The following is a 19,524-nucleotide window of genomic DNA, read 5'->3' as shown; positions in this document are numbered from 1 at the left end:
TGTTCGACTTGAAATTGGTGCCATTTGAACTTTCCGTGTCATTTCAGTCTGAAAAACATCAGTCGGATTTTGAACTCATGGTGGATTAACCATCCAATAAACTACCAAAGAGTTAATTGCGGATTTTTTGCCTAAATTTTGACACATGTTGGGATCGCGAGACTGGTCGGGTCGCCGGAAATTCGAAATGCTTACACATTCAGGTCCGAGTTTTTGGGCATTATCCAATGAAAAGAACGATTCGACATCAAATGAAAAGAACGATTCGACGCCCAAAATTCCAAAATAGGGCAATTCCTTCAGCCTTTACGGAAGAAGCTCAAAAAGTCGTTGTTAACCTGTTTTAGGCCGAAGACGTTAACCGTGATGAGAAGGCCGCGGAGCAGAGAATGTGCGTTAAAGGCAAGCGCTCCGCGGTGACATCTAGCAATAGTTGCAGAATCAGTTAACATCAATTAACCATAATACATTGAAACATTTTCTATAATGGAGGCCTACTTTGAAAGCTTTATTTTTAGCGCTGATCGTCGTCTTCAGCACACCCATCATTTCTTCTGCTCAGACCTGTAATCCTGCTGTGCAAAAGTGCCGCTAGCTCGCCCGCGCGCGAGCTGATTAAGTTATTTTATGTCTGATTTTGCTGCACTGCTCTACGGAGCGGTAATTATCGTGTTTTTCTCTTACGAACGCTTCAACCGCACCACCTATGACGTAGGAAAGCGGCTTGAACGGCTTGTATCGCTACTTTCGCCAGACAAGCTGCGGGCGCGGCGTGTCGTCGTGCAGGCATGGTTCTTTTACACGCTGGCACTTTTGATTGCCTATCTTATGTTGTGCGTCTATGCGCAAGTCCTGCCCGCGCTCAACATCGATCCAAGTATTGTGGGCGCAACCGACTTGCCTTCAGGTGAAAACGAGGACGGAACTTTCGCCATCCCTGCCTCGGTGTCTTTGGGTGTGGCGCTCGCTTTGGTAGGGGCGGCCCCAACGGTTCCATTCCTGAAGCGCGCTGAGGACTCCATGCGCGTTACGGCACACCGTCTTGCTGGTATTCCGACGCGTGTACTGAGTGCAACCGACGACCTGCGTCGCAGCGCGATCAACTTGTCAAGAAAGAATGACGAAAGCCTGCTGATCCCGAAAGGCGACTGGGACCGACGCGAGCATTATCGCACATCTGCGGCGGGTCAACTCACCGCCCCGGAAGATTTCAGCACAAACCTCGACCTAATTTTTGCGGTTTCATCGTGGATTCTGGATCGGCGGGTAAAACTGGAAAATATCGAAGCGCGCGAACGCTTCGAATTGCTGGAGCAGGAACTGCGCTCGCGCAAGGATGTCCTTATCTTGGAGTTGGATGAGCGAACAGAGTTTACGCCCGGACGGAGCGAGCAGAAATCGGAAGAAGAAAAAGTTCAGCCAGAAGATGATCCAGGGATAACCGAAGTAAAACGTGGTACTTGGGAACGGATGGCGTCGGACGCAGACGCGCTTGCCGAAGATCTCTGTATCTTACTTGCGCTTTACGTGGAGCACGAACTGATCCCGCGTGAAACGGCTGAAGAACTTCATACCAGCCTTGCTGTCTCTGGGAACGACAAGGCCGCCATTGAAGACTCCGGATCAAAGACGAGCGAAGGCAAAATGCGCGAGATCTTTGCGCAACAAGACATTGCGCGCGACAGGCTGATGACTTTTCTGCAGGATATTGTAGGCAAATCAGCACACGAAAGGCTGCCCTCGTTCACCACTATGACTTTACTGTGGTCGCTCTTTCTTGTGATGGTCGTTACCCTGGCTTGGAGCCAGGGACTTGGTATTTTTGAGCAAGAATTGATGCGGTTTGGCGATAGTGGCAGCGTTTATCAACGCATGATCCGCTATTCAATTGACGCTTTGAACGGGTTCTGTGTCCCAATGCTTATAGCGCTCGCGCTTCGGGATGCAGGTCGGCAGTCGGGTCATTGGATGAATGTGTGCCGCGGGCATTGGACGTCGTCCTTTCCGCAAATTGCACTCGCTCTTTTTGCGTCATGGGCTTTCGCAATGTTCCTGGTCGTCGCGATCAATCTTTGGAACGTGGCGATCACGAACGGGATTGCCAATAACGACTGGGTTGCCGTTCGCACCGCATTCGAGAGCCAGGTGTTTGTCATTTTGCGCGGTTCGGTGTTGGCGTTGTTTGTGATCTTCCTGCTTGACGGGCACTCAGCCGGATTGGCCTCCCTGTCCGGGCGACCCACGTGGCGGGCAAGCTTGCGCTGGGCACTTCGCGCTGCTGCAGGAACGGCACTCATCGGTGCGTTCTCTCGCACATTTTTTGGCATCGTTTCCGCGCGGGTGGCCAACCCGCCGCGACCCGGCCTGGACGCCATCGACTACGGGCTCATTTTTTATTCAACACTATATTCCTGGTTGATCGGTTTCGTGGTGATTTACGTAATCTCGGAAGTGTTGTTGAACCAATGGCCGATAGATGGGCGTCGGCGGCGCTCTTTTGCGGCTGAACCGGCGGAATAGTGATGCAAAAGTCCATTCATGTTCTCATTGTGGCCTTTGCGATGCTGATGCCTTTCACACCCTCCTTTGCAAAGGATCAGGTCAGTATTGGCGTCCGCGTTGATACCCCTCCCTTTGTTTCCATCGACACCAATTCGGGTGCATATGTCGGCTATTTTTACGATATTTGCACTGAGGCCGTGACCCGTGCCGGATACCAGTTCACAGAAAAAGCGGTGAATGCGATTATGCGCGATGTCTTCTTGAATACCGGTGACGGTGGGTATGATGTCTTGTGTGATCCGACAACAATCACCCTTGCCCGTATGAAAAACTTCGCCGATACCGGAGAGGCAAAACTCCTCGGATTTTCACAGATTATTTTCGTTGCGAACGGTGGGTACGTTATGCCCGGGGCCAGTATGACCGTCGATTCTCAAAAGCGATTGGGTGATCATCGGCCCGACGGAACGACAGCGCTGACCTGTGAGACCCTCTTTAGTGAGGCAAAAGACAAAGCAGCAATCAAGGCGACGGCAGCGAAAGCAACGAAGCCTGCAGATGGGCTTGATGGTAAGCAACCCCCAAACACAGAAATCGCCGAAGATGAGGAAGCAAAAAGCTGGCGCAACCTCATTCAGTTCCGGTACAAACGTCCTGAACCCACGGAAGATCCGGCGCCCCAAACGATTACAAGCGTACAGGTCCTGGGCTACGTTTCAGGCTCCACAATCAGCGAGAAAGTGGTGACTTTTGAAGCGGACTTCGTGGAGCCGATCGCCTGCACCTTCTCTTCGCATCGGGATGCAGCCGAAGCGTTCTGTCAGGGTAAGCTGGACAGATACTATGGCGATCTGGACATTCTGCGTGCATCTATTGGTGAGCATCGCGACAAGACTGGTTTAGAATGTCCCGTCGAGTTTGCGGATCCCGAAGAGTACACCTATGAGCCGTACGCCTTTGTAATTTCTTCAGAAATTGAAGGGTTTCATGAAAAGTTTTCATGCGCGCTCTATAGTATGTTCGAAGATGGGACGATCGAAAGTCTTTATACAGGGCGATTTGATGCGCAGATGTCTTCCAACCTGAGTATTCTTTTTCGCATCAATAATATCCCAATTGGCAAACACAGCGGCGAAGAAGAAGAACTGAGTATCTGTGGCATTGATCGGTCGACGGACGCGGATGAGAATTTGAGCCAAGCTGCAGAAATCAAATAACAACCGTTCTGCAATGTACTAATTGATGTTGTTTGCGCGATTCAGGCCGAGTATAGCGGACCGCTGGAAGAACTGCGGCAATTTTTCAATGTCATTCGTGGCGAAATGTCACAGATTGGTTCGCGCCCCGAGCGACCAGATTTTGTTGCGGATCTGCGGCAAAAAATTCCACTTTAGGATCATCGTTATTGCGTGCGTTCCGGTTTTACTGGTTAGGCGCAAGTCAATTTTCCCTATGGTGCAGTCCTTGAAGGTGCCGCTGAAAAGGTCGGCTATGATCTCTATTGCATTCACAACCGCGGATCCTTGCTATCGGTACAGATCATCTTTCAGACGATGCGCGTTATCTTTTTTTGCCGAAGGCGCGCGATAGGGATGGTGCAACTGCTCTCAGTGCTCAGTCGGGTAAATGTCTAAGCTTTGCGGCGGCATTGCGCCTCAAACCTTGACGTAACGAGCGTGACGAAACTGCTGGAACAGCCTGTGCTGCTGGCTCTGAAGCAATGCCGTGTTGTCTTTAGAATGTGATCTTTGGACAGCGATAAAAACTCTTGATGTTTAGACGAAGACATTCCTATTCGCAGACCAGTTAAACTCGGGCCGTGGACGGGCGCTCACGGGGGTATGACGCGGCATGAGGTCGGTGACACATGCACATAAGGTTTCATGGACCGGCGCGATGACTGTGGATTTGGAGGAAGCCCATCACGCTGCCACGCTGAGCGCGGAATGGGTCAACAAGCAACGTCGCGTTCTGGCTACAACGTCACGCAATCTAGATATGTTTAACCAGCATTCGGTCACAGCGACCTTTTTTGTTCTCGGCACAGTGGTTGAGCAACATCCTGACCTTATTTGCCGAATTTTCAGCACAGGGCACGAACTGGCCAGTCATGGATGGGCGCATCATCGTTTGAGTGATCAGCCGCCAAAGGAGTTTAAAACCGATGTGTCCCGCGCGAAGGCCGCGCTTGAACAAGTGCCTTAAGCGCAGATCAACGGATACTGCGCCGCCAATTTCGCGCTCAATCAAACAATCTGGTGGGCTTGCGAAGTTTTGGCAGAGACCGGCCTTGTCTTTAGATCGGGCATTAATTCGATCCGACATGATCAGTGCGGCCAGCCGGATGCGCTACAGTTTCCGTTTTCGATGTCTTCAATTGTTGTTGAGAATCCCATGACCACGATCCGTGCGGCAAGCACGAGACTGCCTGTCTCGTGTAGTGGGTGGTTCCGGCTTTTGCCCTATCCCCGTTCTTTTCGTGGATTAAACCGAGCCGCCGGAGCCGATTTGCGACCCATTTTTTATTCTCACCCCTGGGAAATTGATCCGGGTCAGCCCAAATTTCGCGCACCACTCAGATCCCACTTCCGCTACTACCTCATTCTCGCAAGAATGAAGAGGAACGTGGCACGTCCTTCAAGCGGAGCGATGTGGGACTGTCTTGACCGGGTGTTTTCCGACGTGATTGAACATCATCCGCCTGCTTGGCGACGGGCACAGGCCGATTGATCTGGTATTCCAACGTTTTAGCCTTATCAGGCATATGAGGACAGTTCATCAAGCGTGGGCCGGCAAAGCATTGGTTGCGGGTAAAACGTTAAGAATTGCCAGTGTCAGATCGCGGATGCCGTACATTTAGATGCGACGACAAATACACTGGTCATCGATCAGTTATACAAGACGGATGGTTTTATCCCGACGGGGCAGACCGCGAATTGATTGATCAGCATTGCGATACGCAACTTTCACAACGCCGACGGTCATTTCTCTGCTGACAGTCAAAGCGGGACAGTAGTTGCAGCGCCATTTTGGTTTGGTGATTTCCATCGTACTGGCGAATTAGTCGTTGGCTCGTTGGCTCGTTGGCTCGTTGGCTCGTTGGCCCCGGTTGCCAAGTCCGCACTAAGGCAGATTTGCGGTCGATGACGGTTGCAGAACAAAAAGATAGCCAGAAGATACGGAATGTCTGGGCCGAACAATCTCTATGTCTATACCTGATGACATCACATCCTGACCCATATGTGCTGCAAGTGCTTCAGTGACGGCACCCAGATCATCAATTTGCATATGGACTGACCACAAAAGTAGGGTGCACTCACGCAGTCCCGACGCTGTGTTCTGCACAACCGCTCTCATTTTCTCGCTGCCGAGATCGGTTTGAAGGTCATGACGACTGAGCGGTAACCATTTGCGGTCTTGATCCGGCGGCAAGTAAAAACCGTAGAACCTTTCTGGATTGTTTTCTTTAAAAAGGGGTTGTTCGAACCACACCACGGGCAGGGTTGAACCGATGCACCCATCTTTTGCGGCTACTGCCTCAGCCGAGTGGCGCCATGGTTGCATGGCGTCTTGTCCACGGTCCAACATTTTGGTTCCTGCCAGTAACACAACGCATGACAGCGAGGCCGTCGCGACGACGTTGCGAACCGGGGTGTCCATCAGCCCAAGCACAGCATGCGCCCCATATGCGAGCGCAACCCAAGCCATGGGCGCCAAGACATCAAATAGCCGGGCAGCAAAGATCGGCGTGAATGCGAAGGTCACCGCAATTGCATAAAGGTAGGCAACTAGAAAACTGCCCATGAGCAGTGCAAGCGCGGCCCCAATACGATCACGGGTCAGTACGGAGAAAAACTTTCGTGGGCCCTGTGCAAAAAGCGCCCAGACAGCCAGCGCGATCAGAACACCCAATATCAGGAGTGAGAATTGCGTCCCGACCAATTGTTTCAGCCCAAAGATGGAGTTCGATAAGATCCACTCGAAACTCAGATCGGTTGCAAACCACATGTCGCCGATCTCAGGAATAATTCTTTCCTGATGCCAAGTCATGAAAGCCAGAAATGGGACAAGAACGAGTAAACCAGATAGTGCGACCCCAGTCAGCGCTGTCACCGAGCGGCAGAAAAACAACAAAACAGTGAACAGTCCGCCAGCGAGCAAAATCGCATAGTATTGGCTCAGACTGGCCGCGAGCGACAGGACTGCCAACAGTGCCAGTGGACCAACAGGCGCGCGCCCTACGAGAAGACCATCCATTGTGCGAAGGGCGCTTGCAGCCATACCAACGGCAAGCAGGAAGATCAGCGCGTAAGCCCTTATGTTTTGACTGTTAAAGAACCAGATCGGAGTTGCCACCACGAAGACGGCTGCCAAAAGCCGCGGCGTGAAACCGATCCCTTTGGTTGGTGCCAGAACAAGTGCGAGGATCGCGAGGATGGCCAGTAACGCCGAAAGTCCCCGGCCGCCCGGAACGAATGACATACCTGTTAGGCGCAGGCTTTCCCAAAGAAGAAGGTAATAGCCTGGCGGATTCGTATCTTCCGTTGCCCGCGAAAACACTGCTTCCAAATCCGGCAAAGCTGTGTCGGCGAAGTAGGTGGAAAACAATTCGTCAACCCACAGGCTGGAAGCCTCCAAGCCGATGAAAGCCGATACACAGGATAAAACAAGTACGGCCAGACTCAATATTGGTAACACCGAGCGGGAAAGGAAAATCTTCAAAGGCACTTGCTGGTTTGCTCTCCAGTTGCTTCAACATGTGTTTCACTCAAACACTAAATCATCGTGATTTGCTCACGCTGTTCCCGGGCGGGGAAATTCAAAAGCAGCCTCGCGTGAGCGATCAAGATTGATAGCGAATGCACCGGCCCTCACATTGGCAGGCGAACCACAAAGTCCTCTATGATTGCTGCTACTGGTGCAAGTCTTTTCCGGTTTTTAGAGCGTGGGGTTTTTGAATTTGCACAAGGACCGCAAGCGCGCGTCCCGAGGATGTTTCACAGTGATCAGGGATCGTTTCATGCCGACAACAGATCCACGCATGAGAACACCAGTGCTCTGCTCAGAAGCCTGATATTCTGGCTACTGAAAGCCATTCGGGTGAGATTGATGAGCCAAACCAACGGTGGTGCGGTTGTTCGGAACAAGGCCGTCACAGAAGCCTGAAGAGAATTCCTGAGCTTTTTCGATTCAAGCCTTCGGTTTTCGTGTATGCGCGCGCAGAATACTCTCAGGTGTCTGCGCGACGTGCGTCAGTTTCAAATCTGACGGCGGCCTGGATATGATGTGATGACCTCGACCTTACAATGCAAGTGGCCAACGGATGCGCACTCCGACCGGCCAAAACTGCCGTAGACTGGATAAAACCTCTCCTTTTCCGCAAAAACCACGAGGTGCAAGACCAGATCGATGCTGGTTCTTTGTGTTTTGCGCTCGCAGGACTGTGGTTCAACGTGGAGGGAGCAGAGGCGTTGCGTTCGTGAATGTCTACTTGGTTGACGCTCGCAATTATCTTATGAATTTGGCAGTCGCACAGCGCATTTACCCAAAATATCAACGCATCAACAAAGAGGCGCTGATATGGTATCGGCCTTGGATGTGCAGTTATGAAAGACCCCCCCGACCTGAGCGCAGCTAACCAAATGTTCCATCCAATGCAAAGGTCAGAGGCCAAATTGCGCAACGCGTGCACTGACTGGTTCCGCCTGAGTTGGCACAGCACTCAGAAATAGACATCTAAACGGTATCACTGAGCAATTGCGCGCCCGTAACCTCGTCGGTGATCAGCGTGCCGGGCATAATGGCTTTTAAAGTGGCTCGGATAATCTCAACTTTTTCTGACCCACCTGAAATGAGGACCTTGTTCGGGAGCCGCGCAAGGTGATCCACAGATGCAGATATGTTGCGTGTGTTGACGGGATGGTCCAGCGGCACGCCGTCCCGGTCGAGAAAGTTGTAGAGTAGATCCCCCACCGCGCCTGCTTCAATGAGGGATGTCCGCTCTGCTTCGGACACATGCCCGGCGCGATACGAAGTTGTCAGGGTCGTTATGCCGCCGCAGGACAATAGGGCCACGTCACAAGCATCCGCCATGGAAATGATCCGATCCAACCCGCAGTGTTCCAGCAACGCATGTTTGGTTTGCGGGGAATCGACGATGGCGGGGGCAGGGACAAGGAACCCTTCGGCGTCGAAAAGCTCTGCAAATTGCCATGCAAATTCCGCAGGGTTAAAGCGGCGGGCCTGAGCGATCCCCCCGAGTAACGACACGATGCGCGCGCCTTTGAGTGTCTGACCTTCAATATAGGGCAGCATGGAATGCAAGGTGCGACCCCACCCCACCCCAACAGTGATATTGTGATGCATAAGGCCTGAGACGTATTCGCCCGCTGCGGCGGCGATCACACGAGTCGGATCGGCAGAAGCATCCGCGTGAGGTGCAAGAATGGCTTTGCGCAGACCATATTTTTCTTCGAGTTCTGTTTGCGCTTGTACCAAAGAGGTGAGCTTGGATTTGATCTGTATGACCACCTCGCCTCGCTTCTTGGCCTCTGACAGTAACCGGGTGATCATGATGCGGTTCACACCCAGCTTTTTCGCGACGTCAGATTGTGTGTTTCCCTCAACATAATAGAGCCATGCAGCTCGAATACGCATCTGGCTGTGCGGATCGTTTAACGTCCGGTCTCGGTGCAGCTCGACGGTTTTTTTCAGATCATCGGGCATATGTGGCTCCTGCGCGGGTCATTCTGGTTGCGCCACTATAGCGCTGATTTCAGCAGCTTCCCAATCTCATCTGTATGTTCAATCTGAGGCATATGACCTGTGGCATCAAAAAGATGCAACGCGACATCGCCGGGAGCGTTAAGAGCATGTTGCCATTTAATTATTCTGTCCTGACGCCCCCAGATCACACGGGTCGGCATTTCAACCCTTTGCAAGGCAGCGCGGAGATCAAATGCTTGTGTGCCATCCGGAAAAACGGCGTCAGCGAGGGCCATTTGCGCGGCACGCATGTTTGCGTTGATCCGAGTTGCCATTACGGCGCGAGCGTAGCCTTCGGTGATCAGAGCCTCGTCATGGACAAGCATTTTCAGCCACGGTGTAAGGCTTTCCACACGCGTGGCATTTGTGATCCCGTTGAGCGATGCCGTGTTAATGTCTGGACCAAGCCCACCGGGAGCGATCAGATTTAGTGACTTGATCTTGCGAGCTCTCGTATCCGCAAGCGCCAATGCAACAGCGCCGCCAAGGCTATGGCCGATGAGTTGCGCAGCCTCCAAATGCAGATCGTCAAAAGTCTGGCGCACTACTGTTACAAGATCAGCGAAACCGGTGATCCGCAGGTTGGGGGACTTGCCGTGGCAAGGCAGGTCGATGCGGATCAAGGGACAATCTGCCAGATAATGTTCCAGCGGCGCCCAAGATTTGGAATCGCTGGCAAAGCCATGGATCAGGACAATGGGTGTTCCGCCGCTGCCTTTCTTATGTGTCACTGAAAGAGGCCCGTTTTCGGGTACAAAAGACGCAGGCAATGATGGGTTAACATGGAGCTTGCTTGGCACGTCTTCGGCTTGGATGCGATTGCGGGGACCGGACCCTGTGAGGGTTGTGATGTCCAAACCGGCCTCGCGGGCAAGCGATCGCGCGCGGGGCGTGGCACGGATTTTGTCCGTCAATGGAACTGCAGATGCTGCAACCTGATCCGCTTCCGCAAACGCATTATCGGACGTGTCTTGCGCAGCAGGGGCCGAGGCCGCCCTTTCACCTTCGGGCGCATCGCCAACGACTTCATCCGCCGCGTACAGCCATGCAACCGGTTGGCCAATCGCGACTTCGGTGCCCTCAGCAATGGGATGATGGAGAATTCCATCACTTTGCGCCTCGACTTCCATCGCGGCTTTATCGGTTTCAATATCAAACAAGGGATCCCCCTTGGCGACGGTTGCCCCAATCTCAACGTGCCATGCGCTGATGACACCGCTGGCCATGTCCATGTCGACCTTGGGCATGATCACTTCGATGGGCATCAGAGGCGGCCTTGAACCAACGCCCTTGCGGCCTCAAGAACATCCGGGATTTGCGGGACGGCGGCTTTTTCCAGCTCAGGGTTATAGGGGATCGGGCTTTCCGCACCTCCCAACCGGATGATAGGTGCATCCAGATAGTCAAAAGCATCGCTTTCAGCGACCATTGCAGAAACCTCGGCGCCCACGCCAAGGGTTTTTACGCCTTCATAGACGCAAATCAACCGCCCGGTTTTGCGCACGGAGGCCAGCACCGTTTCACGATCCATCGGGCGAATTGTGCGCAAGTCTATCACTTCGGCATCTATCCCGTCTTTAGCCAAATCATCTGCGGCTGCGAGCGCTTTGTGCACCATCAGGGACGTCGCGACGATGCTCAGATCGCGACCCTCGCGACGCACAGAGGCCTTGCCAATGGGGGTTGTATAATGCCCTTCCGGCACATGCCCTTTCATCTTGTAGAGAATTTTGTGCTCAAAGATCATCACAGGATCTGGGTCTTCAAGCGCTGCGAGCAACATGCCTTTGGCGTCTTCTGGGGTTGAGGGTTGGATGACCTTCAGACCGGGCACATGACCCAGCCACGCTTCGATGCTTTGGCTGTGCTGTGCCGCAGCCCCGGTGCCGGAACCTGCGGGGAACCGCATCACAAGCGGGACAGAGACCGCACCGCCCAGCATAAAGCGGATCTTGGCGGCCTGATTGACGATCTGCTCCATCGCAAGCGTGGCGAAATCCGAAAACTGAAACTCAAAAATCGGGCGCAAGCCGGTCATCGCCGCGCCAACGGCAACGCCCGCGCCACCAAGCTCGGAAATTGGCGTGTCCATCACGCGGCCCGTGCCGTATTTTTCGACCAGGTCGCCTGTGACCTGAAACGCGCCGCCATAAACACCGATGTCCTCGCCCATCAAAATGACGCGCTCATCGCGCCCGAGGGCAATATCCATCGCTTCGCGGATCGCTTCCGCATAAGATAGCTCGCGCAAACCGGGCTTGGCGTGCATGTTCACGCAGCGGCCTCATCGGTATAGACAAAGCGTGTCGCATCACTCGCGGCGGGCGAAGGGCTCGCATTGGCAAAAGCGATCGCGTCCTCAATGACCCGTTCGGTTTCCGTTTCCAAAGACGCGATGTCCTCTTCTGACATGATTTTATGCGTCACCAGCAGATTGGACATCTGCTTTATGGGATCCCGTGCCATCCAATCGGCGATCTCTTTTTTGGTGCGATACCGGTTGCGGTCCGATTTTGAATGGCCGCGCCAACGGTATGTCAGGTTTTCAACAAGGCTTGGTCCTTGACCCGCGCGCGCGCGCGCAACTGCGGTATCAACCGCTTCGCTCACGGCTGAAAAATCGTTTCCGTCCACGGTTACGCCGGGCATGTTGTAAGCCGACGCACGGTCTGCAATGTTTTTCACGGCTGTTGAGCGTTCCGTCGATGTCGACATGCCATACCGGTTGTTCTCACAAACGAATACCACGGGCAGTTTCCACACCGCAGCCATGTTCAAAGCTTCATGGAAGGCACCCTCATTATTGGCCCCGTCACCAAAAAAGCAGACCGTCACAGCACCGGTACCAAGGCGTTTGGCTGAAAGCGCCGCGCCTACGGCGATGGGCAACCCACCTCCGACAATGCCATTGGCTCCAAGGTTGCCCTTTTCCACATCCGCGATGTGCATCGAGCCGCCGCGACCTCGGCAATAGCCGTCTTCTTTTCCGAAAAATTCGGCAAACATGCGGCCCAAGTCCGCACCTTTTGCCACGCAATGGCCGTGGCCTCGATGGGTAGAGGTGATCTTGTCCTCATCGCTCAGCGACATGCAGGACGCTACAGCCGAGGCCTCTTGTCCGATGGATAAATGCATCGTCCCGTGGATCAGACCACGCGTGTAACTGTCCTCAGCACCTTCCTCGAATTTCCGGATCAAGAACATCTTGCGCAGCGCACCCTTCAACTTATCCGCGTCATAGGTGCGGATGGCATAGGGCGTATTCTTGGGCTCAGACATTCGCCGCGTCCTTACCATAAAGCATCTCGTCCTGACGACGGCGCAGATCCACGATGCGGGCATCAGGCAGAGTGGTGTTATGAGCGGTGATCAATTCACCCTTTGCGATTGCGGCGGTGGTTGTAGCGCCCGTCAGCAAACCTGCCGGCAGGGCCCGCGCGATCCGTGCGCGTGACGTTTCCATCGCCCAGGCGCGATAGGTGTATTCGCCGATCTGATCCAATGTTTCGCCGGGTTTAAGATCGCGTTTGGCAACGGCTGCAACTTCAGCAACAGGCTGGTCCATTGGGACCATGTCGGCCTTACCATAAAGAACAGCACGTGCGCAGGTCAGCGGTACCTCTAGAGACGTCAGGTGATAGGGGCGGATGAATTCGAAATAAGGGCCATCCCCCATTTTCAGATCTTTCAAGCGTTCGCGAATGCGGGGATGTTCGGCCTCAATCACCACAAAAACGCCGGGTGAGACGCCTTTGCCGATGGAATAGTCCACCCGCCCAATCCCGTCGAGTAAGCCGCCGTCTTTCTTGGGGATCAGAGTTTTGGCAAGCTCTTTGGGTCCGGCAGCAGGACCATGCATGCCATCGCAATCCGGGATCAGGCCCGTTGCATTGGCGATTGCGCACATTTCTACGGCGGTTTTGGAACCATCAACGAATTCGACCAGCAGACGCGGGTTCATGTGACGCCGCGCAGCTTCTTCCATATAAGCCTCTGGCAGGGCGTCGATGTTCAAGGGATTGTTCTTGCCCTTGCCTGCACAGACGATCTTGTGCCCCATGGCGGAGACGAATTCGATCAGTTCCATGCACGAAGACGGCTCATCGCCGGCCCCAAGCGAGTACACCACGCCAAGGCGATCCGCTTCGCGGCGCAAGTAGGCCCCAATTGTCACGTCCGCCTCGACGTTCATCATGACGAGGTGCTTGCCCCGTTCCATCGCCTTGAGGCCGATTTCAGCCCCGACCGCCGGGATGCCGGTTGCATCAATCACAACGTCAATTAGTCCGGATTCGAGAATGGCGTCTGCGTTATTCGCAATCGCTGTCTTGCCGCTTTCTATCACCGTATTGAGGCTGTCCGCCGAATTTGCATCCGCGCTAAAGCCATCTGTGCTGCGGGCAATCTCCACGGCCTTGTGGGCGGCGCTCGGGTTGATTTCCGAAATCGCAGCGACCTCGACACCGTCCATCATTGCGGCGCGGGTCACAATATCCGTACCCATCTCGCCTGACCCAATCAGGCCAATGCGTACTGGTTTACCAGAGGCTGCCCGTTCGGAAAGATCTTTGGCGAGACCTGTGAGGGAGATGTTGGAGGCCATGAGGCACGATCCTTCTGCGCAAGAGGTGTTCTTTCAATAGCATGAACTTTGGTTCTATTGTCAATTCAAATGTTCAGTCATAATTAAAATAGGAGTTGACCGGATTGGTAAAATGAACAATCGTTAACAAGGGCATTCATATGTTCAGGCCCGGATCGGGAGGATCGGGGTTGATGCCGGGCTGTTTCACTGGCTGGATGGTAACGGCACGACAGACCAATTGGGAGGACAACAAAAATGACGAATAGCAATCACCTATCACGGCGCTCTTTCCTGAAAAGCTCATCCGCTGCGGGCTTTGCCGCAGGTGGTCTGAGCTTTGGCAGCGCAGCGCTTGCTGATGGGCATCTGCCCGATCCACAAAGCGTTCTGGATGATATTTCGATCAATAAATACGTGCGGCAGGACTACCGCGACCTTTATGGCATGTCCGACGACAAGCCGATCTGGGACAGCAATAAAGACTGGATCCGCACCGTAGATTGGGAAGCCGTGCGCTCCGAACTGGCGGGCACGACTGTGCGTTTCGCCATTGGCGCGGCGGATGCGGAATCGGCTGCCGAGGGTCTGGTGCCGTTTGAAAAACTCTCGGGCATCACGGTTGAATTGGTCCCGATCCCGGATGACAGCTTTTATGACAAGGCGCTTGCCGAGTTCATTTCCGGCAATGCCTCCTTTGACGCGTTGCAGTTCTTCTCCCCGTGGTTAGGCGACTTCGCGGCACCGGGTTTCCTCGCCAGCCTTGATGATTATGCTGACAAATGGGGTCTGCCGCTGGATGACTTCTATGACACCTATCGTCTGAATTACGGCTTCTTTAATGGTAAGATGTATGGCATTCCGTTCGATTGCGACATTCAGATGGTGCATGTACGCAAAGGTTACATGGAAACCCTGTTGGGGGGCTCTGTTGATAAAGTCACTTCGATCCCGACCTATGATGAATTGATCCGTGTATCTGGCGAGTTGAACAAGATCGAACCTGGCGTATCCGGTGTTGGCATGATGGCAGCACCCGGCTTCTGGTCGACCTATACGTGGGAGCATATTGCCGCTCAGGCCGGCATGATGCTGTTTGATGAAAACTGGGAGCCGATCTTTAACGGTGACGCAGGCATGAAGGGGCTGGAGATCATCATGGCGCTGACCAAAAACGCCAATGAAGGTCACGCGGGTGCCGGTTGGCCGGAAAATCGCGCGGCTTGGTTGGGCGGGCAGGTCGCCACCAACATCAGCTGGCAGGATTCAGGGACGCAGGCGATGCGGCCGGATCAAAGCCAGATCGTCGATGATTTCGTCACCATTTACGAACCACGCATCGATGGGGGTCGTTTTGCACCGCCAAATATCGCGGGCTCGACATCCTGTGTCGCGGCCAGTGCGCAGAACCCAGAAGGTGCATTCCTGATGCTGGCCTTCCTGACCACCGGGTCGATCATGGCGATGAACGAGGCCAATGCAAATGGTGTGGCTCCGGGTTACAAATCCGTCCTGACCAACACCAACCTGCAAGAAGTCTCACAGCCTGCGAAAGTCTGGGCCGACAGCCTTGAACACGCGTGGTGTTCGCCGCGCCTGCCTGGCGCTTTCCCGATTGAGCAGGCCATCGGCAATGAGATCAACCGCGCTGTTGTGGGGCAGATCACGCCGAAGGAGGCGCTCGATAATGCGGCCGCTGCAGTCAAGCAGATCATGTCCAGCAACGGGTTCTACCAAGGCAATGATCCGGTGGATTATGCCGCGGCAGCGCCGGGTCTTTATGTGGGTGAAGGCAAGGATTTGCCGTTCTAAACGATCCACGACCTTAAGACGGGCTGTACCTCAATATGGGCACTTCAAACCTGTCGGGCACCGGGGCGGATCAAACCGCCCCGGCAAGGCCGACACAGAAGACATTCAAAAGACGCAGCAAGCGTCTAAAGGCATGGTTCCCGTATCTTTTGGTGGCCCCGGCAGTCATTTATCTGCTGCTGATTACGCTCTATCCTGGCATCTATGCCATTGTTCAGAGTTTTTATGCGGTCAAGTTCGGACCATGGCAGCCGGTTGGTTTTGCCAATTACGCGCGTCTGTTCAACGACTATCAATTCTGGGGTGCGCTCTGGAATACCTTTGTGATCGGGTCGATTTCCCTGACGCTGCAATGTCTGATCGCTCTGGCAATCGCGTTTTATGCCTACCGCGATCCATGGGTCAAAGGCTGGCGGATCATCTTTCTGATCCCGATGCTGTTCATGCCCTCCGCCGTGGCGTTCATCTACAAACTGTTCTTTCTGGATGCTCGCGTTTTTGCTGATATCTCGATCCGGCTGGGGTTGATCGACGGCAACATCGCTTTTCAATCTTCCATCTGGATGAGCCGGTCCATTCTGATCCTCGCGGATGTCTGGCAATGGACCCCGTTTCTATTCATAATTTTTGTGGCTGCCCTTCAGGGTCAGGACGAAGAGGTCGAAGAGGCTGCGCGTCTGGATGGCGCCTCATGGTATCAGATCTTCTGGAACATCTCCTTGCCGATGATGAAACCGGTGATTGCCGTCGCCCTGATCCTGCGCGGCATCGACATCACCACGATGTTCACTAACGTGTTTGTCATCACCAAAGGGGGGCCGGCCTTTGGCACAGAAACAATCAGCTATTTCATCTACCGTACAGGCTTTAAGTTCTTTGACTTCGGCTATGCGTCTTCTGCTTCAGTGATCATGCTGATCCTGACCATCATCATCGCGCAGTTTGTGGTCAAACGCGCCTTTGTGTCGGCGAAGGTATAACTATGGCATCGGTGCGCAGAAAATCCCGCGGCGAAAGCCTCACACTCCGGTATGCGATCCTCGGAGCATGGGCGTTGTTCTGTCTGATGCCAGTGCTGTGGTTCCTGTCCATCGGCTTCCGCCCACGGACCGAGATCATCACCACTCAGCCGATCTATTGGCCCACATTTAGCCTCGATGCCTGGCATATGATCTGGGAAGACTGGCCCATGGCCAAATACCTGCGCAATTCGGTGCTGGCCATCATCGGGTCCGTATTGATTGATCTGGTGCTGGCGATCCCGGCGGCCTATTCGCTCTCGCGCTATACCTACCGGGGGCGCGATGACATCGGGTTTTACATTCTATCTACCCGGATGATGGCGCCCGCGATTGTTGCGATCCCGATTTTCTTCCTGTTTCGTAACATGGGATTGCTGGACACGGTCTGGGCCTTAATGCTGATCTACGCGGCGATTAATCTGTCATTTGTGACGTGGATCATCCGGTCTTACATGATGGACATCCCCAAAGAACTGGAAGATGCCGCCAAAACGGATGGCGCGGGTGATCTGCGCATCCTGTGGGAAATCATCATCCCCGCCATACTGCCCGGCATCATCACGGCAAGCGTCATCGCGATGATCTTTGCCATCAACGAATTTTTGTTCACGCTGCTGATCGCTTCGACACCCAATGCTTATACAATGTCGGTGGCGCTGGCGAATTTTACCGGCGGCTCGGACGGGCTTATTTACAACGCAATTGCACTGGTCGCCTTTCTGGCCTTCGTGCCGGTGTTTATCGTGGTCGTGTTGATCCAGAAACATCTGTCACGTGGTCTGACGATGGGCGCGGTGAAGGGATAAAAATGGCACGCATTGAGCTTACCGGCATCCAGAAGCGATGGGGCAACGTCTGGGGCGTGCGCGATGTGAACATCGATATCGCGGATGAGGAATTTGTTGTTTTTCTTGGACCGTCCGGATGCGGCAAAACCACGACAATGCGGATGATTGCCGGCCTTGAGGAGCCAAGCGAGGGCGATGTGATCATGGACGGTGAGGTCATGAATGACGTTGACGCCCGGGACCGCGATGTGGCGATGGTGTTTCAGGGCTACGCGCTTTATCCCAACATGACGATCTATGAAAACATCCGCTTTCCTTTGCGTATGCGGCAGGTGCCTAAGCCCGAACAGGATGCCTTGGTACAGCGCGCGGCTGAAATGACCGAACTGACAGAGTATCTGGATCGTAAACCCGGCGCTTTATCCGGGGGGCAGCGCCAACGTGCTGCACTCGCGCGTGCCATCGTGCGCCAGCCTCAGGTGTTCCTGATGGACGAACCGCTCAGCAATCTGGACGCCAAGTTGCGTCAAGCGATGCGGGTCCAGATCAAGCATATTCAGCGGCAGTTAAAAGTAACAACTGTCTATGTGACCCATGATCAGATCGAGGCAATGACCCTGGCGGACCGCATCGTGATCATGGAAGGGGGTGCGATCCAGCAAATCGGCACGCCTGATGAAATTTACAATGACCCTGCCAATACCTTTGTGGCGGGTTTCATTGGTTCGCCCCCGATGAACCTTGTTGAAGGTCAGGTTCAGGAGGGTGTGTTTACCGCGCCCGGGATCGAAGTGACGGGCCTGTCTGCGGCGCAGAGTGGACAAGTGGTGCTTGGTTTTCGCCCCGAAGACTGTACCGTTGGTGGCGCTCAGCCACAGCTCAAGGGAACGGTATTTGGCGTGGAGCCTACAGGCGATTTGACCTACCTGACGATTGAGGTGGGCGATAGACGTGTCGAGGTCAAAGCCGATCGTGACTTTCGCGCCAAACTTGACACCTCTGTTTCAGTGAAGTTCGATAAAGAGCGCATTTTTCTATTTGATGCACAGACGGGGCAGCGCATCGCTGACTAAGCCGAACATCCGGGGGATCCTATGACATTCGATTACACCTCCATGGGGTTTTACACATTTGATGCACTGTGCCGGCCGGTGAACGATATCCCGCCGGGTGGAAATACTTTCTTTGTGGATGACTTCGCGCTGGCTGTTTCAGGTGCTGCCGGATCGGCGGCTATTGTGGCGGCGAAACATGGGTTGCAGGTGCAGGCCGTTGGCGGCGTTGGGAACGATCTGATGGGGGATTGGGTGTTGCGCCGGCTTGATGATTTCGGCGTTGATCGGGACATGATGCAGCGCTGTCCGGATTTTTCCACCTCGTCCAGCATTGTCACCACGCGGCCTGACGGCGCGCGTCCCGCGCTACACAAGTTGGGTGCGACGGCGGGTTTTTACGTGGATGACGCGCAGTTGGATCGCGTGTTGGACACTAGAATCCTGCACGTTGGCGGCGTAGGATTGATGGATGCGATGGATAAAGGCCGCACCGTCGAGGTCCTGGCGGAAGCGAAGAAGCGGGGCTGTCAAACAACCTTGGATGTCTTTGCCTCGACGCCTGATGATCTGGCTCTGATCAAGCCGCTTTTGGTGCATACCGATGTATTTATGCCCTCAGAAGAAGAGGCAATGGCGCTATCCGGGCTCACGGATTTTGACGACATTGCGCAATTCCTGCTGGATCAGGGAACTGGCGCTGTCATCCTGACATTGGGGGCCGACGGAGCCATGTATCGAGATCAGAGTGGCGTGAATATCGATATTCCGGCCTATGAAATCGACGTGGTGTGCACTTGCGGCTGCGGTGATTGCTTTAATGCGGGGTTTGCAACGGGTCTGCACTTGGACAAATCAACCGAGGACTGTATCCGTTTGGGTCAGGCCAGTTCGGCGCAGAATGCGACTGGTCTGGGATCGCAGGCAGGAGTCGTTGATCTGGATACAACTCTTTCTTTCATGGCTAACACTGGCTTGAAGGCGTATACTGGGGCGTGACT

General features: G+C 54.1%; 14 protein-coding genes. 8 read left to right on the top strand and 6 right to left on the bottom strand.

The window, feature by feature from the left end; genetic code table 11:
• Window positions 1–627: 627 nt before the first annotated feature.
• The 3 genes from R8G34_10790 to R8G34_10780 all read left to right on the top strand — a co-directional run bounded on the left by R8G34_10790 (window position 628) and on the right by R8G34_10780 (window position 4,707).
• Window positions 628–2,520, top strand: coding sequence for a hypothetical protein (locus R8G34_10790; GenBank protein MDW3223357.1), 1,893 nt, complete (start codon window positions 628–630; stop codon window positions 2,518–2,520).
• A 2-nt stretch (window positions 2,521–2,522) separates the two neighbouring features.
• Window positions 2,523–3,719: a transporter substrate-binding domain-containing protein gene (locus tag R8G34_10785; GenBank protein ID MDW3223356.1), complete on the top strand. Its 1,197-nt coding sequence runs from the start codon at window positions 2,523–2,525 to the stop codon at window positions 3,717–3,719.
• 679 nt (window positions 3,720–4,398) lie between these two features.
• Window positions 4,399–4,707: a polysaccharide deacetylase family protein gene (locus R8G34_10780; protein MDW3223355.1), complete on the top strand. Its 309-nt coding sequence runs from the start codon at window positions 4,399–4,401 to the stop codon at window positions 4,705–4,707.
• Between the two features lie 918 nt (window positions 4,708–5,625).
• Here the strand turns inward: R8G34_10780 and R8G34_10775 are convergent.
• The 6 genes from R8G34_10775 to R8G34_10750 all read right to left on the bottom strand — a co-directional run bounded on the left by R8G34_10775 (window position 5,626) and on the right by R8G34_10750 (window position 13,870).
• The gene (locus R8G34_10775) at window positions 5,626–7,188 is read right to left on the bottom strand and encodes a hypothetical protein (GenBank protein MDW3223354.1); all 1,563 of its coding nucleotides are present in this window, start codon (window positions 7,186–7,188) and stop codon (window positions 5,626–5,628) included.
• Window positions 7,189–8,238: 1,050 nt separating this feature from the next.
• Window positions 8,239–9,228, bottom strand: coding sequence for a sugar-binding transcriptional regulator (locus R8G34_10770; protein MDW3223353.1), 990 nt, complete (start codon window positions 9,226–9,228; stop codon window positions 8,239–8,241).
• Between the two features lie 35 nt (window positions 9,229–9,263).
• Window positions 9,264–10,532 (bottom strand): acetoin dehydrogenase dihydrolipoyllysine-residue acetyltransferase subunit, encoded by a 1,269-nt coding sequence (locus R8G34_10765; protein ID MDW3223352.1) that lies wholly within the window; start codon window positions 10,530–10,532, stop codon window positions 9,264–9,266.
• Window positions 10,532–11,536, bottom strand: a complete 1,005-nt coding sequence (locus tag R8G34_10760; protein ID MDW3223351.1) for an alpha-ketoacid dehydrogenase subunit beta — start codon at window positions 11,534–11,536, stop codon at window positions 10,532–10,534. Before R8G34_10760 ends, R8G34_10765 begins: the two co-directional genes overlap by 1 nt.
• A 2-nt stretch (window positions 11,537–11,538) precedes the next feature.
• Window positions 11,539–12,546, bottom strand: a complete 1,008-nt coding sequence (locus tag R8G34_10755) for a thiamine pyrophosphate-dependent dehydrogenase E1 component subunit alpha (GenBank protein MDW3223350.1) — start codon at window positions 12,544–12,546, stop codon at window positions 11,539–11,541.
• Window positions 12,539–13,870, bottom strand: a complete 1,332-nt coding sequence (locus R8G34_10750; protein MDW3223349.1) for an SAF domain-containing protein — start codon at window positions 13,868–13,870, stop codon at window positions 12,539–12,541. The genes R8G34_10755 and R8G34_10750 overlap by 8 nt, the downstream gene beginning before the upstream one ends.
• A 237-nt stretch (window positions 13,871–14,107) precedes the next feature.
• On the opposite strand from R8G34_10750, the gene R8G34_10745 reads away from it, so the two are divergent.
• From R8G34_10745 to R8G34_10725, 5 genes are all read left to right on the top strand, one after another.
• Window positions 14,108–15,661 (top strand): extracellular solute-binding protein, encoded by a 1,554-nt coding sequence (locus tag R8G34_10745; GenBank protein ID MDW3223348.1) that lies wholly within the window; start codon window positions 14,108–14,110, stop codon window positions 15,659–15,661.
• 35 nt (window positions 15,662–15,696) lie between these two features.
• On the top strand, window positions 15,697–16,641 hold the full coding sequence (locus tag R8G34_10740; protein MDW3223347.1) for a sugar ABC transporter permease: 945 nt from the start codon (window positions 15,697–15,699) through the stop codon (window positions 16,639–16,641).
• Between the two features lie 86 nt (window positions 16,642–16,727).
• The gene (locus R8G34_10735; protein ID MDW3223346.1) at window positions 16,728–17,489 is read left to right on the top strand and encodes a carbohydrate ABC transporter permease; all 762 of its coding nucleotides are present in this window, start codon (window positions 16,728–16,730) and stop codon (window positions 17,487–17,489) included.
• A gap of 2 nt (window positions 17,490–17,491) precedes the next feature.
• The gene (locus R8G34_10730; protein MDW3223345.1) at window positions 17,492–18,544 is read left to right on the top strand and encodes an ABC transporter ATP-binding protein; all 1,053 of its coding nucleotides are present in this window, start codon (window positions 17,492–17,494) and stop codon (window positions 18,542–18,544) included.
• A 21-nt stretch (window positions 18,545–18,565) separates the two neighbouring features.
• Entirely contained in the window at window positions 18,566–19,522 is a 957-nt protein-coding gene (locus R8G34_10725) for a PfkB family carbohydrate kinase (protein ID MDW3223344.1), read from the top strand.
• Window positions 19,523–19,524 lie beyond the last annotated feature (2 nt).

It is taken from the genome of Paracoccaceae bacterium (assembly GCA_033344815.1).
In the GTDB taxonomy this organism is placed as follows: Bacteria; Pseudomonadota; Alphaproteobacteria; order Rhodobacterales; family Rhodobacteraceae; genus Roseobacter.
The sequence above is the reverse complement of the archived record's forward strand: the minus strand, read 5'-3'. Positions and strand labels throughout refer to the sequence as shown.

Excerpts from the sequence above, each read along its gene's own strand:
- R8G34_10780 (MDW3223355.1), top strand. The coding sequence starts at position 4,399 with ATGACTGTGGATTTGGAGGAAGCCCATCACGCTGCCACGCTGAGCGCG.
- R8G34_10725 (MDW3223344.1), top strand. The coding sequence starts at position 18,566 with ATGACATTCGATTACACCTCCATGGGGTTTTACACATTTGATGCACTG.
- R8G34_10760 (MDW3223351.1), bottom strand. The coding sequence starts at position 11,536 with ATGCACGCCAAGCCCGGTTTGCGCGAGCTATCTTATGCGGAAGCGATC.
- R8G34_10740 (MDW3223347.1), top strand. The coding sequence starts at position 15,697 with ATGGGCACTTCAAACCTGTCGGGCACCGGGGCGGATCAAACCGCCCCG.
- R8G34_10755 (MDW3223350.1), bottom strand. The coding sequence starts at position 12,546 with ATGTCTGAGCCCAAGAATACGCCCTATGCCATCCGCACCTATGACGCG.
- R8G34_10735 (MDW3223346.1), top strand. The coding sequence starts at position 16,728 with ATGCCAGTGCTGTGGTTCCTGTCCATCGGCTTCCGCCCACGGACCGAG.
- R8G34_10770 (MDW3223353.1), bottom strand. The coding sequence starts at position 9,228 with ATGCCCGATGATCTGAAAAAAACCGTCGAGCTGCACCGAGACCGGACG.
- R8G34_10750 (MDW3223349.1), bottom strand. The coding sequence starts at position 13,870 with ATGGCCTCCAACATCTCCCTCACAGGTCTCGCCAAAGATCTTTCCGAA.
- R8G34_10730 (MDW3223345.1), top strand. The coding sequence starts at position 17,492 with ATGGCACGCATTGAGCTTACCGGCATCCAGAAGCGATGGGGCAACGTC.
- R8G34_10765 (MDW3223352.1), bottom strand. The coding sequence starts at position 10,532 with ATGCCCATCGAAGTGATCATGCCCAAGGTCGACATGGACATGGCCAGC.
- R8G34_10790 (MDW3223357.1), top strand. The coding sequence starts at position 628 with ATGTCTGATTTTGCTGCACTGCTCTACGGAGCGGTAATTATCGTGTTT.
- R8G34_10785 (MDW3223356.1), top strand. The coding sequence starts at position 2,523 with ATGCAAAAGTCCATTCATGTTCTCATTGTGGCCTTTGCGATGCTGATG.
- R8G34_10745 (MDW3223348.1), top strand. The coding sequence starts at position 14,108 with ATGACGAATAGCAATCACCTATCACGGCGCTCTTTCCTGAAAAGCTCA.